The organism is Paenibacillus sp. FSL W7-1279 (genome assembly GCF_037969845.1).
Lineage (GTDB): Bacteria > Bacillota > Bacilli > Paenibacillales > Paenibacillaceae > Paenibacillus_AQ.
Map to the genome: position 1 here is coordinate 6700059 of NZ_CP150215.1, position 17442 is coordinate 6717500.

At 48.6% G+C, this 17442-nt stretch carries 8 protein-coding genes, 11 tRNA genes and 2 rRNA genes (1 of these 21 cut by a window edge); 1 reads left to right on the forward strand and 20 read right to left on the reverse strand.

All coding sequences use genetic code 11. From position 1 onward, the window contains the following. The first annotated feature begins 20 nt into the window (after positions 1–20). The gene (locus tag MKY82_RS30415; protein ID WP_063477462.1) at positions 21–1286 is read left to right on the forward strand and encodes an IS110 family transposase; all 1266 of its coding nucleotides are present in this window, start codon (positions 21–23) and stop codon (positions 1284–1286) included. 1123 nt (positions 1287–2409) lie between these two features. Here MKY82_RS30415 and glmS read toward each other — a convergent pair. From glmS to MKY82_RS30515, 20 genes are all read right to left on the reverse strand, one after another. Beyond that, on the reverse strand, positions 2410–4242 hold the full coding sequence (glmS, locus tag MKY82_RS30420; protein WP_220683820.1) for a glutamine--fructose-6-phosphate transaminase (isomerizing): 1833 nt from the start codon (positions 4240–4242) through the stop codon (positions 2410–2412). 732 nt (positions 4243–4974) lie between these two features. Beyond that, complete coding sequence (gene glmM, locus MKY82_RS30425) at positions 4975–6315, reverse strand: phosphoglucosamine mutase (protein ID WP_194544688.1); 1341 nt, start codon at positions 6313–6315, stop codon at positions 4975–4977. A gap of 32 nt (positions 6316–6347) precedes the next feature. Continuing rightward, positions 6348–7826, reverse strand: coding sequence for a CdaR family protein (locus MKY82_RS30430; RefSeq protein WP_220683819.1), 1479 nt, complete (start codon positions 7824–7826; stop codon positions 6348–6350). After that, positions 7819–8649, reverse strand: a complete 831-nt coding sequence (gene cdaA, locus MKY82_RS30435) for a diadenylate cyclase CdaA (RefSeq protein ID WP_071221881.1) — start codon at positions 8647–8649, stop codon at positions 7819–7821. Before cdaA ends, MKY82_RS30430 begins: the two co-directional genes overlap by 8 nt. Positions 8650–8967: 318 nt before the next feature. Further along, positions 8968–9582: a zf-HC2 domain-containing protein gene (locus MKY82_RS30440; RefSeq protein ID WP_194544690.1), complete on the reverse strand. Its 615-nt coding sequence runs from the start codon at positions 9580–9582 to the stop codon at positions 8968–8970. A gap of 221 nt (positions 9583–9803) precedes the next feature. Further along, positions 9804–10370, reverse strand: a complete 567-nt coding sequence (gene sigW / locus MKY82_RS30445; RefSeq protein WP_071221879.1) for an RNA polymerase sigma factor SigW — start codon at positions 10368–10370, stop codon at positions 9804–9806. Between the two features lie 241 nt (positions 10371–10611). Next, on the reverse strand, positions 10612–13398 hold the full coding sequence (ppc, locus tag MKY82_RS30450; protein WP_194544691.1) for a phosphoenolpyruvate carboxylase: 2787 nt from the start codon (positions 13396–13398) through the stop codon (positions 10612–10614). 273 nt (positions 13399–13671) lie between these two features. Beyond that, a tRNA-Gly gene (locus tag MKY82_RS30455) sits at positions 13672–13745 on the reverse strand. A gap of 76 nt (positions 13746–13821) precedes the next feature. After that, positions 13822–13895: transfer RNA gene (locus MKY82_RS30460), tRNA-Pro, on the reverse strand. Between the two features lie 20 nt (positions 13896–13915). Then, positions 13916–13992 (reverse strand) — tRNA-Arg (locus tag MKY82_RS30465). A gap of 3 nt (positions 13993–13995) precedes the next feature. After that, positions 13996–14070 (reverse strand) — tRNA-Gly (locus tag MKY82_RS30470). A 5-nt stretch (positions 14071–14075) separates the two neighbouring features. Continuing rightward, a tRNA-Leu gene (locus MKY82_RS30475) sits at positions 14076–14159 on the reverse strand. A 14-nt stretch (positions 14160–14173) separates the two neighbouring features. Then, positions 14174–14249 (reverse strand) — tRNA-Lys (locus MKY82_RS30480). A 68-nt stretch (positions 14250–14317) separates the two neighbouring features. Continuing rightward, positions 14318–14392: transfer RNA gene (locus MKY82_RS30485), tRNA-Gln, on the reverse strand. Positions 14393–14445: 53 nt separating this feature from the next. Beyond that, positions 14446–14521, reverse strand: a tRNA-Val gene (locus MKY82_RS30490). 134 nt (positions 14522–14655) lie between these two features. Beyond that, positions 14656–14730 (reverse strand) — tRNA-Glu (locus MKY82_RS30495). 37 nt (positions 14731–14767) lie between these two features. After that, a tRNA-Thr gene (locus MKY82_RS30500) sits at positions 14768–14843 on the reverse strand. A 3-nt stretch (positions 14844–14846) separates the two neighbouring features. Then, a tRNA-Asn gene (locus tag MKY82_RS30505) sits at positions 14847–14922 on the reverse strand. 8 nt (positions 14923–14930) lie between these two features. Further along, positions 14931–15047, reverse strand: a 5S ribosomal RNA gene (rrf, locus tag MKY82_RS30510). Positions 15048–15194: 147 nt separating this feature from the next. Further along, positions 15195–17442: ribosomal RNA gene (locus MKY82_RS30515) — 23S ribosomal RNA — on the reverse strand (it continues 680 nt past the right edge of the window).

Consider the following 17442-nt stretch of genomic DNA (forward strand, 5'->3'; position numbering starts at 1 on the left):
ATCCAGGAGGTCGCTCTACTATGAAGTTTAAAGCACAAGATAAGCAAAATCAACTCATTGAAAACATTACCGCTCATCATCTGGTCGTCGGAGTAGACATTGCTCAAGATACTCATGTTGCCCGGGCCGTCAGCTTTCGCGGGATTGCTTTAGGTGCACCGCTGGAATTCGGTAACCATCTTGAGGGTTTCAAGCTATTTGGACGCTGGATCCAGGATCTACTCCAAACCTACAAGCTTAACAAAGTCATTATAGGCATGGAACCTACAGGTCATTACTGGCTGAATCTTGCGCGCTGGCTCTCTTCTCAGCGCATTGAAGCCGTTCTCGTTAATCCCCATCTCGTTAAAAAGAATAAGGAGAACCGTGACAACTCGCCATCTAAAAGTGACCGCAAAGATGCTCTTGTCATTGCAGACATGGTCAAAAACGGGTACTACTCCCCTGTTCGTTTTCATCCAGAAGCCTACGAAGAACTGCGAATTCTCATGGCTAACCGAGACACGGTTACAAAACGGCTCAACAGTGCTGTTAACCAAATTCATCGATGGGTTGATATCGTGTTCCCTGAGCTGCGCCAGGTCTTTAAAACCCTTACCTGTACCAGCTCTATTGCTACGCTCAGACTCTTTCCCTTACCGGAGGAAATTAGTAGATTAACCACAGAAGAGGTTCTTACCGGTTGGAAACAATATGTAAAGCGTCATGCTGGAGTTAAACGAGCGGAACAGCTCATTGAACTAGCAAAATGCAGCATTGGCGCCACGCAGGCACTCCAAGCCTACAAGCTTCATCTGAGTCAACTACTAGAGGAATATGACTTGGCTCAGCGCCAACTTGAACAAATTGAGCATGAACTTCATCTCATCTTGAGGCGTATCCCCTATGCACAGAAACTGCTCGATATTCAGGGTTTGAATGCAACGAGCTTGGCTGGCATTCTAGGAGAAGCTGGAGATCTGAGCGGCTATGTACATGGAAATGCTTTATTACGACATGCCGGCCTCAATTTAACTGAAGCCAGTTCCGGAAAGTGGCGTGGTAAAATGGCGCTTAGCAAACGCGGCCGCCCTCGTCTCCGACGTTTTCTCTATCTCATGACGATGTGCATGGTCATGACCAATCCGGATATTAGAGCCCTGCACCACCATAATGTCGATGTGAAAAAACTCAAGAAAATGAAATCTATAATGAAATTGTGCGGTAAAGTCGCCCGTATGCTTGTTGGTCTGGCCAAAAGCAGTGAAGCTTACGACTCGACTAAAGTGTTTCCGCAAGCAGCTTAAGCAGTTTTTCTCACCAGCTCATGCATTCGCAGGATGACAAGAAGCACGAGGTATCGGGAGATATTAAACAAAAGGGCTCGGACCCGTTCCGTTAGAAAGACCGACCTCCACCCCTTAGTTAGATGTGACGAAGGAATGAAAGGGCTAAGACCCGTTGAGACATGGGAGTGAGAATCACTAGGGCAAAGTGGAGACGTGCATGATATGGAACAAAGTGGGTATTGGACACAACACCCTTGTTCCCGCATGCCCTTTCTACTGTCCCCAGCCACCGACTCCCCTGGATTCTCTTCTTTCATGTTTAGCTCAGGGTGAAATCCTGCGAATTCATGAGTTTGAGTGAGGAAATTGAATCACTTCGAGGGAGTTTAAACACACTAATGCGATTTTGTTTTCACTATTCGTATTACCATCTACATTGCTTTTCTTTCTAAATTTAATGATTTTTATTCCGTTCTCAGGTGTATCGATTAATGTGAAAGTGATTCTTTCATATGAAGGAGCGTGATGTCCTGAATAGTTTAATGCACTTGCAATAACTAAATGTCTTCGTGTATTGCCTTTAATTCGCTCAACGCTATCTATCTTGGACACATTATAAAATCCGGAAAATCCTTCTCGATTACCAGAAAAGTATCTTGTGTACAATGTTTCCTCTAAAAGTTCTTCTTTAGTTGTGGTCCAACAGGTTCATACTTCCAGCCAACAATGATCCAATCATAAAGCTCTTGTGAAGTTACTCGGAGCTGGTAAGGGGCTGCAGGATAATGATCGGAGAGAAAAGAAAAAGCCGAGTGAAATCAGGAGTAAATGCCTGAAATCAGCTCCGGCTTACAGTTAAACTTTATAAGCTTAGTGCAGAGTTTGTATGGGCTTTAAGGTTTATTGGATGTTAACACTAGTTACTAGTCTTTAATGTCTGTCTCCAAACAAAATGTTGTAATCCAACCACAGTGCAAAAAGTGAGCAAGAACACGACTTTAATACAAAATTCAATCAAAGAACACAACTTTAATACAAAATTCAATCAAAGAACACAACTTTTTCACTAGAACACAACTTTATTGCAAATTAGAACATAACTTTAATACAAAATATCAGTCGTGTGTCGTCCGCTCATACCTTACTCCACCGTCACGCTCTTCGCCAGGTTCCGCGGCTTATCCACGTCGTTGCCACGGGCAAGCGATGCGTAGTAGGCAAGCAGCTGCAACGGTACGACAGACAAGGCAGCCGTCAAGATCGGCAAGGTCTTCGGAATGGCGAAGGCTTGATCCACGGATTTCAGCAGGCCGGCCACATGCTCTTCATGCGTAATCGCCATCACTTCTGCACCGCGGGCCTTCACTTCCTTGATGTTGCTCACCGTTTTCTCCATAACCGCTTCCTGGGTTGCCAAGGCAATAACCGGAATACCCTCTTCAATAAGGGCAAGCGTACCATGCTTAAGTTCGCCGGCAGCATAAGCCTCGGAATGAATGTAAGAGATCTCCTTCAGCTTCAGAGACCCTTCTTGTGCTACGGCGTAGTCTTGACCACGACCGATGAAGAACAGGTTCTCATGCTCCGCAATTTGCTCGGCATATCCCTTGATTGATTCTGCGTTGGTCAGCATGGACTCTACCTGTTCAGGCAGTGCTTCCATCGCTGCAATCACTTCAGCCACAGCGTCTTCGGTCATCGTACCGCGTACTTGAGCCAGGTACAGACCCAACAGATAGAACGCAATTAACTGAGAAGTATAGGCTTTCGTGGAAGCTACCGCGATCTCCGGTCCAGCCAGGGTGCCGAGCACATCGTTGGCTTCACGGGCAATCGAACTGCCTACTACGTTCGTGATGGCCAGGACATGAGCGCCATGGCTCTGCGCTTCACGAAGCGCAGCCAAGGTATCTGCCGTTTCACCGGATTGGCTTACAACGATAACCAAGGTCTCTGGCGTAACGATTGGCGAACGGTAACGATACTCGGACGCCACGTCATTCTCAACCGGAATGCGTACCATCTCTTCAATCACGCTGCGTCCCACAAGTCCTGCATGGTAAGCCGTACCACAGGCAACGATCTGAACATTGCGAATGTTCTTAATCTGTTCCTGTGTCAGCTTCAGCTCAGGCAGAACGACTTTACGTCCGCTCTCATCTACACGGCCCAGCATGGTATCCCGGTATGCTTTTGGCTGCTCGTGGATCTCCTTCAGCATGAAGTGATCGAATCCGCCTTTTTCCGCTGTAACGGCATCCCAATCGACACGAATCATTTCCCGAGAAATAAAGTTCCCCTCAATGGTCATTAATTCGACAGCATCTGCGGTCAGCAGAGCCATCTCTCCATCGTTGAGAATATATACGTTCCGCGTATATTTCAAAATAGCCGGAATATCAGAACCGATGAAGTTCTCCCCTTCTCCAAGACCAATAATAAGCGGGCTTGCTTGACGCACAGCCACTAATCGATCCGGCTCATACTCGGTCAAAACGCCAAGGGCAAATGCGCCTCTCATGTAAGAGATCGCCTTCTGCACGGCCTTTACGATATCCCCGTCATATTCACGGGCAATGAGATGGGAGATAACTTCGGTATCGGTCTCCGAAACAAAGTGGTGTCCTTGGCTGATCAGCTCTTCCTTCAGCTCCAGATAGTTCTCAACGATCCCGTTATGAACCACAGAGAACTTCTGGCTTTCGTCTGTATGCGGATGCGAATTCACGTCCGATGGCCGGCCATGTGTTGCCCAACGAGTGTGACCGATACCAGCGGTACCCACGAGTGGAGCAGATTCGAGTCTCTCCTCCAAATTGGCAAGACGCCCTTGTGCCTTGGCCACACGCAGACCTTCATTCGTAAACACGGCAATCCCTGCTGAATCGTATCCGCGATACTCCAGCTTTCTCAATCCCTCGATCAACACCGCTTGCGTTTTCTGATTTCCAATATATCCGACAATACCACACATAGTATGATTCCTCCGTTCGATTTCCCTATAATAGTAGGCGGAAATAGAACACGGCAGCATCTGTGCGGTATCAGGAAAGAAGAATGATTTATTCAATTATCAACGTTCAAAAATCCAGCATGATTTAGGCTGCTAAGTTGAACAGACATGAATGCACTCTTCTTCCACCGCGCTGCCTTGTTCTAAATCGCACATTCATGTTTTGTATTATTTGTAATAAGAAGCACCTGCGGATTCGTTGTAAGAACGGTCGCCCATTCCTTTTCCGTGATTCGCTTACGGTTGGTGCATAACCGAGAGGTCCCCGCCGAATAATCCGAACACCTCTACCTCGTCAACTTGCGTTCTGCCGTTTGGTTATCCCTATCGTAGCAATAACCAATCCCCGCGCAGGTACAAGCTCTGGCGCTTATGAAGCTTGAAGTAACCTCACAATCCTCGCTTTCTATTCTTGAATGACATCCTTTATTATATTCATGCTATATCACTTTGGCAACTCGGCTGTTTCCTAGGTGCTCCAAGCCCTGCGTATAATTAACCCCATGAATGACATCGAATGGCCTACCCTCTCAAGCGATGCCGTAATTCACACTCTTTGCTGACAGGACAGGGGGTGTTGCGCTTTCATTGACTGGCTTCATTGAAAAGCAGCAGGCCAGTGAACCGGATCCGCATAGTTCACTGGCCCTGACAAAAATTAGTCTGCTTTCCTTGAAAAATACACCCTTAGTCTTACGCCAATTCCCGCTTCACCACGTCTGCAATCTGCGTTACATAACGGTCGAGCTCTTCTTTGTCCGGGCCTTCGGCCATGACGCGAATGAGGGATTCCGTTCCCGATGGGCGAACTAGGACACGTCCATTATCCCCCAGAATGCCTTCGACTTCAGCAATCGCAGACTCAATAACGGTATTGCCTTGGTACTTGCTCTTATCGCCAACACGAACATTAACCAGCACTTGCGGGTACTTGCGCATGCTGCTCTTCAGCTCATGCAGAGGCTTGCCGGAGGCTACCAACGTATCCACCAATTGAATTCCCGTCAGAATGCCATCCCCTGTAGTATTGTGATCCAGGAAAATCACGTGTCCTGACTGCTCTCCACCCAGGTTATATCCGCCACGGCGCATTTCTTCCATCACGTAGCGGTCACCGACTGCCGTTTTAGCAGTTTTCAGCTTCAAGCTGTCACATGCCTTATAGAAACCGATGTTACTCATAACGGTCGAAACGATGGTGCCTGCCTTCAGCTTGCCGGCACGGTTCATGGCATCACCGCAAATGCACAGAATGAAATCGCCGTCTACTTCCTCGCCTTTTGCGTCAATGGCAATCAAGCGATCCGCATCTCCGTCAAAAGCCAGACCGAGGTCAGCGCCATGCTGGAGCACAGCCTCGACGAGTTTCTCCGGGTGAGTCGATCCGCAGTGATCGTTGATATTCAAGCCATTCGGCTCAGCACCGATGGTGATCACATCCGCGCCCAATTCACGGAAAAGCTTTGGAGCCAGCTCATAAGCTGCGCCATTAGCACAGTCCAGTACGATTTTCAGACCGTCAAACCGGTTATTGACCGTCGTTTTCAAATATTCCAGGTATTTATATTTCGATTCGTTATCAACCAGCAATTCACCTAAATCAGCCCCGATTGGCCGCGGCAGATTATCCGTTTCCGCATCCATCAGCTCTTCAATCTTAAGCTCTGTCTCATCCGACAGCTTGAAGCCGTCTCCACCGAAGAACTTGATGCCGTTATCTTGTACCGGGTTATGTGAAGCCGAGATCATAACACCCGCATCAGCCTTCAAAAGTCTTGTGATATACGCCACCGCTGGTGTACTTACGACACCCAGACGAATGACATGTGCACCGATTGACAGCAGGCCTGCAACCAAAGCCGACTCCAGCATAGCCCCCGATACGCGAGTATCCATGCCGATGATGACGGTTGGCTTCTCTTTATCGCCAGTGAGCACATAGCCGCCGCAGCGACCGATGCTGTAAGCCATTTCCGCTGTCAGCTCTTGATTGGCAACTCCTCTTACTCCATCTGTACCAAAATATTTCCCCATGTTTTATATACTCCTTTATCTACTCTTCGTTATTATCCATCATTGGACGTTTCTGATCCCGTTGTCCCATCATTCGATCCGTCTCCCGGCGGATGTGATGGGGTTTCTCCTGATCCGGAGTTATCCGTGTCTTCATGAGTAGGAGGCGTCTCCGGATCCTCCTCCTGATCATTGCCTGTTCCTGTTCCCGCTCCTGATCCCGTTCCTGGTGGAACAGGCGGCTTGTCTTCCGTTCCCTCATTCTTCGAGGTGTCCGGCTCCGTTGTCACGGGCTTGGAGTTATCCTTGAGTTCTACCTTAACAACAGGACGTTCCGAATCCGTACGGTTAATAAAGTTAGGAAGCGTGATCTGCAGCGGAATTTCGTGAACGCCGGCTTTCAAACCGGTTGCATTCGCTTCAGCTCCGATATCCGTCGGCTCCAGGCTATTGAGCAAGTCCGGCGCTCCGGTGAGCGTTAAAGATATGGTCTTCGTCTTTGGATCCGTAATGACAGCATCCAAGCCGGAGGCAACCCCTTTTAACGTTATCGGAATCCCCGTAATCACCCGTTCACCATGCGATACCGCCGTAACATCCACCGTTACAGAGCTCGGCTCGATTTTCTCAAAACCTTCAGGCGGCGTCAAGTCGGCCGTAAGCACTGTTGTTCCCGAATTTCTAACTTCTCCCAGATTGATCGTAGCTTCGATATAGGTCTCAGCTCCTGCCAGCGCCTCTTTACTGCCAAACAGCTTCACTTCTTTTACCTTCTGTTCCACCTTGGATAGGACAAACCCTTCCGGCAGCCGTCCGGTATATTGAAGCTCCAGCGGCAGGGTGACAAAAGCAGGCTCAATCGGCACTTCAGCTGCTACTGTAGTAGGCTCAATGACCGCATCTTCCATTGCGTTGCCTTCTTTATCATATGCTGTAAGCTTGACTCGTTTCTCCGTAATCTTCTCTTTGGCACCATCAAGCTCCACATTACCTTTGACCTGCCCCAGATTCGCCATTGACGATTCAGGCAGGGTAACCGTGACTTGCCTTGGGTCAATCAGCACGGGTGTTCCGGCCCGGTAATCTTTAGCAGGCTCGCCTTTGGTTCCAATACTTACCGTCACGGATTTCGACACTCTCGCCTCTACCGTCACCGTAACAACCGAAGGCTCCATCGATACCATCTCCACGCCACTCGGGATGGAGGGCGTTAGCGGAAGTGTGTGCGTACCCGGTTCTTTGACGTTGCTCAAATCAAGCTTCACCTTATAATCGTCGGTCAAAAGCGAAATATTGGATTTCTTTCCCCGAACTTCGAGATTTACACGGTCTTTATCAATCCCTGTTAACGCATATTCGCTGTCATCAAATCCATAAGTCTGTATCTCAACGCCTTCAATGACTTTGGTATCATAAAAAGTCGTTGGCGGTGCAGGCGTTCCGCTGTCCATATGAACCATCGCCCACAATAAAATACTGACAGCGAGTGCAATGAGCTTGCTTGCCGTGTTGTTCTTGATCCATTTATCCATTGCTGCCGTCCCCCTTCCGTTTCCAGAAGAACGTGCGTTTCTCCTTAATGGACGCGGCAGGCCTGAGCTCCTCATACAATTTGGAGATGAGGGACTCTTCCTTAATATCTCGAACCACCTGTCCATTCAAGGCCAGCGACACTTGCCCAGTCTCCTCGGATACGACAACCGAAATCGCATCCCCCACCTCGCTGATTCCGATAGCGGCACGGTGTCTTGTTCCCAGTTCCTTACTGATAAAAGGATTCTCTGATAGCGGTAAATAGCAGCCAGCCGCCGCAATTTGACCGTTCTGAATAATGACAGCTCCGTCATGGAGCGGCGTGTTCGGTATAAAAATGTTAATAAACAATTCCGAGCTGATCACCGATCTCATCGGAATTCCTGATTCTACATATTCATTCAGGCCCGTCGTCCGCTCAAAGACGATCAAAGCCCCTATTTTGCGCCGAGACAAATAATTAACCGCCTTAATGGTTTCGCTGATTAACTTATTGGTTTCCTCGTCAATATCCGCCGTCCGCCCAAACAGCTTGCCTCGTCCGAGCTGCTCCAGACCACGTCTGAGCTCCGGCTGGAAGATAATAAAGATCGCCAACACCCCAAATGTAAAGATCTGATTCATCAGCCACTTCAGCGTATACAGATCAAACCAGGTGCTGAGAGCCCAGATGACCACCAGCACCAAAATCCCTTTGAGCAGCTGGACCGCCCGCGTGCCGCGGACGAGCAGTATCATCTGGTATATTATATAAGTAACGATAAGGATATCGATGATATCTTTAATGGTTTCACCCCAGGTCATATCTGTGAAATACTCCATACAGCAACCCCCGTCATTTCCTTTAAGTGCGGGCCCAAAAAATCCGGTTCCTCGAAAATGAACGCGAAAGATTCGATTTCACCGAACCAGCTCTCCATTTTCTTCGGATCACACGGGGACTTTTTGAACTTCCTTTTTAATAACGCATGAGACTTATATATGTAGTATGTACTCTACACTCTCTAGGTTATAACGTTAATCTTTCCGATGCAAGCGGACGCCCACTGCTTTCCATGAAAAAGATCATAAAGTCAACAAAAGAAGCGCCGTCTTTTCACAGAAAAGAGGCGCTTTTATTCAGTAGGCATCAGGTTTCACCTAGCGGTAAGCGGCATCTGTAAACAGAGTGGAGATCTTGTACCAGATCCAGTCCATCGCCCGATCTATGTCCTTCACTTGACCTGCTATATGTGAGGTGGAAGCCTGAAATAATTCTCCGTCAATGACGGTCACGTTGCCATTCACTTGACCGTAGACCTTCGTCTTTCCATTCTCGACTGTAATATCTCCCGTGATGATTTGATCCGGAGGAATAATGACGGTATCTCCTTCAATCACCAGCTTTTCGAATTCGTCACTCTTTACAACCAGCTGGGTATCCTGACTCCAAAAACTGATTGTGCTAAAGAGCATGACAACTAAAAACAAAGCTGCAGCCGTGAGCGCAGGATGATTCCTAACCCATTTGACCCAAGCTTTTTGTCTCTTGGGCTGCGGCAGCATGCCCATTATACGTTCCGTTAAATCATCGGATGGCTTGGTCGCATGATGAGTTAAGGAATAAAGAAGCATATCGGTATGCTCCAGCTTCTCGAAGTAATTCCGACAGTCAGCACAATCCCGCAAATGCTTCTGCAATTCCAGCTGCTGTGGGTCGGACAAGTCATTATCCAGATAATCATGCATCAAAGAGACGGCTAATTTGCAATCCATTTGTGAGCCAATCCTTTCATTCAATCTCTTTGCTGGGTCCCTTCCCCATAGGGGCATAAGACTTGCTTATTGTTCATACGTGCCGGAATCAGGGATGTTTCAATTTTTTTAAAAGAAAGTCAGAAAAAAATTTGCAGGGACTAACTTTCTGGCTCCGCAAGAAAAAAGCGCCCTTAAACGCGATCTCTCTTCCACAAAGAACGGCGATAGGCGTTTTCCCCTCACAATTTGTACTCTAATTTTTTGCGTAAAAATTCGCGTCCACGATGTACACGCGTTTTGATCGTTGTTACAGGCAAGTCCAAAATCTCGCTGATCTCCTGCAGAGATAAATCCTGAATGTACCTTAGAATCATGATTGTCTTATACTTGGCAGGAAGTCCGTCAATCGCCGTATGAATAATACGCTGTGTCTCGGATAGCAGCATTTCACTCTCCGGTGTACGATTATCGCTCGGGATCAAGGAGTAGCCGTCCATACCTTCGCTTTCATTCAGTTCGGCGTCCAGCGAGAAAGACGGCTTGCGCTTGCGCAGCCGATCAATGCTAAGATTTGTACCGATTCGGTATATCCAAGTTGAGAACTTCTGATTCTCGTCGTATCGATCAAGGTTTTTATATACACGCAAAAAAGTCTCTTGTACGACATCCTCGGCCTCATGGCGGTTACTCAGCATCCGGTAAGCCAAATGAAAAATCTTGTCTTTATAAAGCTCTACGATTTCGGCAAAAGCTCTCTGGTCCCCTTTTCGGGCCAGCTTCGCCAGTCTTACATCCAAATTGTCCACCACAATTCCCCCAGAATGGTCTGATGGGTAACGTCTAAAAAGCATCATTCAAATCGTAATTCAACTGTTTCTAAAAATCAACAATAATTCAAAAAGAATCCCTATTCTCTATCAATGACAACCATGCTGCAGCCGATACTTTATTCATCAGAGTAGACTGCTATAGATGAAAAAACGAGGTTCCTTTAGGGAACCTCGCCTTAAACTATCCCTTTCAAACAGCGTTGGCATCCTGTACGGATCAACCTGTATTACGAAGCCCCGCCGCAATGCCGTTGATGGTCAGCAGTACTTCCCGAAGTAGATCCGGATCATCCTGCTCCTGCTCTCTCAGCTCGCGCAGCTCGTTAAGCAATTGAACCTGCAAATAGCTAAGCGGATCCACGTAAGGGTTACGGAGTCGAATCGATTCCTGCAAGACCGGCTGGTTATCCAGAATATCCTGTTGTCCCGTAATCTTAAGAACAAGCTCTTTCGTCAAGTTGAACTCATCCTGAATCAGACCGAAGATACGCTCGCGGACTTGATCATCTTTCGTCATCAAAGAATACTCCTTGGCGATGATCAGATCAGCCTTGGCAAGAGCCATCTGAAGGGTATCGATCAGTGACGTAAAGAACGGATAGCTCTTGTACATCTTCTGAAGCACCTTCATATTCTCTTCCTTGCCCTGGTAGAAGCTCTGTAAGCCCGTACCAGCCGCGTACCATGCAGGAAGCAGGTAACGACTCTGGGTCCACGCAAACACCCAAGGGATGGCTCTGAGGTCCTCAAAACGGTCACTGTTCTTACGCTTGGATGGTCGGGAACCGATATTCAGCTCTCCCACTTCAGGAAGCGGCGTGGATTCCTTGAAGAAGCTCAGGAAATCCGGATCACGGAAGATCAGATCCTGATATTTCTTCTGTGAAGCGGCCGATATGCTCGAGGAAATCTCTTCCCACTCTTTTTCGGTCGATTCTTTTTCAGGGTAACGGGCATTAAGAGAAGCCGTAATAAGTGCTGAAGTCGCCTGGTCCAAACTGCGGTAGGCAATTCCCTTCAAGGAATAACGTGAAGAAATAACCTCGCCTTGCTCCGTGATTTTGATGCCACCCGCAATCGTTGATGCCGGTTGAGCCAAAATGCTGCGATTCAGAGGCATACCACCGCGTCCAAGCGATCCGCCGCGTCCATGGAAGTATTTTACCTTGATGCCATACTCATTGGCAGCAGCCGTAATCTCTTTAAGTGCTACCTGGAGCTCCCAGTTCGCGGTAATGGCTCCGCCGTCCTTGTTGCTGTCGGAGTAACCCAGCATGATTTCCTGAAGCTCATTCATCGCGCTAACCGCTTCCCGATAGATCGGCAGGTTGAAGAGCTTACGCATAATATCAGGTGCGGCATGAAGGTCTTCAATCGTCTCAAACAATGGTGCAGCCTGCAAAGTAGCTATTACAGAACCGTCATTGTCCTTACGGAAAAGTCCGACTTCTTTGGCAAATACCATCACTTCCAGAATGTCGCTTGCACCCTCGGACATACTGATCAAATAACTTGAAATACATTTGACGCCGAACTCCTGCTGCGCACGGAATACGGTACGGTATACTTCAAGGCATTCTTCGGTACTGTCGCTGTACTCTTGATAAGGCGTCGTCAATGGACGAGGATCATTAAGCAGGTTATTAAGCAGCTCGATCTTCTCATCTTCACTTAACTGGGCATAATCCTGAGTCACATTCATTTTACGAAGAATCTCGGCCATGGCATTTTCATGCTCTTGGCTATGCTGTCTGATGTCCAACGTTGCTGTATGGAAACCAAACAACTCCGCCTGACGAATCAGTTTTTGAATATACGTGTCTGCAACATAGTCAGCAAAATGGAAACGCAAGCTTCGATCAATGATATTCAAGTCCTCGATAAATTCCTCAGGGGACTGATAACGCTCGCTGCCCGTCATGTTCTCATCAAGAATATGACTCATTTTAGCCAGCATATATACCAGTTTTACACGATAAGGCTCTTTCTCATTGTGCCAAATTTCCATCTTCTTCAGTGTTACATGCTCGCGGTCTTTTTCAATGGATTGAAGCAATTCATCCGAAACGCTCACGATGGATGAGCTGAAGCTGAGGTATTTCATGAATTCACGCAAAATCCGTTGGTATTCACGAATTGCTAGCTTCCGCTGCATTTCAAGCGTTTTCCATGTTACGTCCGCCGTCACTGAAGGATTTCCGTCCCGATCGCCACCGATCCACGAACCGAAACGCAAATAGGTTGGAACGTGCCAATGGTGACCCGGATAATATTTACTTAGGCAGCGCTCCAGTTCTTGATAAACCTCTGGCAGAATGTGAAACAGAGTCTCGTGAAAATAATACATACCGTTTCTGACCTCATCAAGAACCGTCGGCTTACGGTCACGAAGCTCGTCGGTTTGCCATAGCGTAATCACTTCATTCAGTAGTTTCTCCCGAAGCTGCTCTCGTTCGCGGAATGTCAGTGTCGGGTTGTCGAGTTGCATAACATCGTCCGCTATCCGTTTATGAATATCCAGAATAGCCCGACGCATCGCTTCTGTTGGATGAGCTGTCATTACCAGCTCAAGGGATAGACTTTCGAGAATTTCTTGAACTTCTTCAAACGTAATATTGCGCTCTTTCAAATCCTGGACCGCACTTTCAATGGAACCTGGTTGAACACTCTCCCCGGCGGAACGCTCGTAATCGCGTTTGCGGCGAATGCGATGATTCTGCTCTGCGATATTAACCAATTGAAAATAAATGGCAAACGCGCGAATCACCTGATGGCGAATGTCGGGCTCCAAGGTGCTGATGATCCTTTTGAAATCTGCAAACAATTCTGGCAGGAATACGGATCGCAACGATTTACTCGTTTCACGAATTTTCTCAACTATATCTAAAAGCTCATTGCCACCTTGGTGGACAAGAACTTCTCCAAGAATATTGCCAAGGAACCGTACATCTCGCCGCAGCAGATTGTTGGAATTGCTCTTTGCGGTTACTGTAAGTTCAGTCATGCTACTCCTCCCATCTCAACCCGTTTCAGCAGTTTGTCTATAGGACGTAACGCCTTCCTAACATCATACAATAAAAGCGCATGAAAATCTGCATTTTCCAGGCGAAAAAATTAGCCAAATCGACAAAACTCATGATATTGATATACCCATATACCATGGACATTAGTCCTATAAACCTTGACCTGCCTATATTCTTTAGCACATTAACACTTCGCAGGATAGTCGTGTGAATATGTAAAAAAACATCACACACGGTGATGTCCTGCTTATGTATGGAGCGGGTGATGGGAATCGAACCCACGCTACCAGCTTGGAAGGCTGGAGTTCTACCATTGAACTACACCCGCATATCAACCCACAAAAGAGATGCTACACATCGGAGTATAATCCGATTACTTTTGCGGGGCATAAATCTTAAACAAATCGGGATGACACGATTTGAACATGCGACCCCCTGGTCCCAAACCAGGTGCTCTACCAAGCTGAGCTACATCCCGATATTAATTTTTTTAAAAAATGGCACGCCCTGAGAGATTCGAACTCCCGACCTTTTGATTCGTAGTCAAACGCTCTATCCAGCTGAGCTAAGGGCGCAAATGGAGCGGACGACGGGAATCGAACCCGCGACCCTCGCCTTGGCAAGGCGATGCTCTACCGCTGAGCCACGTCCGCATAAATGGTGCGCGTGGAGGGACTTGAACCCCCACGTCAAAGACGCTAGATCCTAAGTCTAGTGCGTCTGCCAATTCCGCCACACGCGCACAAGATGAAACAATGGTGAGCCATGAAGGACTCGAACCTTCGACACCCTGATTAAAAGTCAGGTGCTCTACCAACTGAGCTAATGGCTCGCAATTCAGGGCCCCCGAAAAGTATTCGGAATCACCTTCAAAGCGTAACTTCACTTTTAGGGGTAAAGTGGCTGGGGATATAGGATTCGAACCTATGCATGACGGAGTCAAAGTCCGTTGCCTTACCGCTTGGCTAATCCCCAAAATCGATGAGATACTTCTATTGTGCTGATTCTCGTTAGAATCATGCATGAAATGGTGGAGGCTGAGGGGATCGAACCCCCGACCCTCTGCTTGTAAGGCAGATGCTCTCCCAGCTGAGCTAAGCCTCCATACAATATGGATTAAATATAGTGGTGACCCGTAGGGGATACTCTCACTTCGTTCGAGACTGCGAAGCCTCTGCTTACGAAGTTATCCTCCGACGAACCGACGGGATTCTCATCCCCTGTTGCATTAAGAATAATGGTGACCCGTAGGGGATTCGAACCCCTGTTACCTCCGTGAAAGGGAGGTGTCTTAACCCCTTGACCAACGGGCCGCAATTTCACAATGCATGTCCAATTCAAAAGCGAATCTGGAGCTTCCAACCGGGATCGAACCGGTGACCTCATCCTTACCATGGATGCACTCTACCTACTGAGCTATGGAAGCAAGTGGCTCCCCGAACAGGACTCGAACCTGTGACAACTCGATTAACAGTCGAGTGCTCTACCAACTGAGCTATCAGGGAATATATCCGCTTGGCGACGTCCTACTCTCCCGGGACCCTTCGGTCCAAGTACCATCGGCGCTGGAAGGCTTAACGGTCGTGTTCGGTATGGGAACGCGTGGAACCCTTCCGCCATCGCCACCAAACGGCTCAGATGCTTGATCACCTGAAAACTAGATACGAAACGATCTTTGCGTTGATTAGAATCCGTAGCATTCACCCGATGTGGTATCGGGGTCCCCGAAAAGTATTCGGTGTCAGCTTCAAAGCTTCACTTCACTTTTTGGGGTGATTTGGATAAGCCCTCGACCGATTAGTATTGGTCAGCTCCATGCATTGCTGCACTTCCACCTCCAACCTATCTACCTCGTCGTCTTCAAGGGGTCTTACTAGTTGGGAAATCTCATCTTGAGGGGGGCTTCACGCTTAGATGCTTTCAGCGCTTATCCCGTCCGTACGTAGCTACCCAGCCATGCTCCTGGCGGAACAACTGGTGCACCAGCGGTACGTCCATCCCGGTCCTCTCGTACTAAGGACAGCTCCTCTCAAATTTCCTACGCCCACGACAGATAGGGACCGAACTGTCTCACGACGTTCTGAACCCAGCTCGCGTACCGCTTTAATGGGCGAACAGCCCAACCCTTGGGACCTACTTCAGCCCCAGGATGCGATGAGCCGACATCGAGGTGCCAAACCTCCCCGTCGATGTGGACTCTTGGGGGAGATAAGCCTGTTATCCCCAGGGTAGCTTTTATCCGTTGAGCGATGGCCCTTCCATGCGGTACCACCGGATCACTAAGCCCGACTTTCGTCCCTGCTCGACTTGTAGGTCTCGCAGTCAAGCTCCCTTATGCCTTTGCACTCTTCGAATGATTTCCAACCATTCTGAGGGAACCTTGGGGCGCCTCCGTTACTCTTTAGGAGGCGACCGCCCCAGTCAAACTGCCCGCCTGACACTGTCCCCGTACCGGATCACGGTACCAGGTTAGAACCTAGATACGATCAGGGTGGTATCCCAACGTCGCCTCCACACAAGCTGGCGCTCATGCTTCAAAGGCTCCCACCTATCCTGTACAGATCGTACCCAAATCCAATATCAAGCTGCAGTAAAGCTCCATGGGGTCTTTCCGTCTTGTCGCGGGTAACCTGCATCTTCACAGGTATTAAAATTTCACCGGATCTCTCGTTGAGACAGCGCCCAAGTCGTTACGCCATTCGTGCGGGTCAGAATTTACCTGACAAGGAATTTCGCTACCTTAGGACCGTTATAGTTACGGCCGCCGTTTACTGGGGCTTCGGTTCACAGCTTCGGATTGCTCCTAACCGCTCCCCTTAACCTTCCAGCACCGGGCAGGCGTCAGCCCGTATACTTCGCCTTACGGCTTCGCACAGACCTGTGTTTTTGCTAAACAGTCGCTTGGGCCTTTTCACTGCGGCCCCCTCGGGCTATTCACCCTACCGAGGCACCCCTTCTCCCGAAGTTACGGGGTCATTTTGCCGAGTTCCTTAACGAGAGTTCTTCCGCGCGCCTTAGAATTCTCTTCTCGCCTACCTGTGTCGGTTTGCGGTACGGGCACCTTCACCTGACTAGAGGCTTTTCTTGGCAGTGTGAGATCATGACCTTCGCTACTATAATTTTCACTCCCCATCACAGCCCAGCCTTATCGATGTGCGGATTTGCCTACACATCAGCCTCACTGCTTGGACGGACATCCATCAGTCCGCGTCACTACCCTCCTGCGTCACCCCATCGTTCATAACGGTTTACGGTGGTACAGGAATTTCAACCTGTTGTCCTTCGATTACGCCTTTCGGCCTCACCTTAGGTCCCGACTTACCCTGAGCGGACGAGCCTTCCTCAGGAAACCTTGGGCTTTCGGCGGATCAGATTCTCACTGATCTTTTCGTTACTCATACCGGCATTCTCACTTGTATGCTGTCCAGCGCTCCTTACGGTACACCTTCAACCTACATACAACGCTCCCCTACCCCTGATGCAAAGCATCAAGCCATAGCTTCGGTGGTGTGTTTAGCCCCGTTACATTTTCGGCGCAGAGTCACTCGACCAGTGAGCTATTACGCACTCTTTAAATGGTGGCTGCTTCTAAGCCAACATCCTGGTTGTCTGTGCAACTCCACATCCTTTCCCACTTAACACACACTTGGGGACCTTAGCTGATGGTCTGGGCTGTTTCCCTTTTGACAATGGATCTTAGCACTCACTGTCTGACTCCCGGATATAAGTCTATGGCATTCGGAGTTTGACTGAGCTTGGTAACCCTTGCGGGCCCCGCACCCAATCAGTGCTCTACCTCCACGACTCTAAAGTTCCGAGGCTAGCCCTAAAGCTATTTCGGGGAGAACCAGCTATCTCCGAGTTCGATTGGAATTTCTCCGCTACCCCCACCTCATCCCCGCATTTTTCAACATACGTGGGTTCGGGCCTCCAGTGCGTGTTACCGCACCTTCACCCTGGACAGGGGTAGATCACACGGTTTCGGGTCTACGCCCACATACTCAGTCGCCCTATTCAGACTCGCT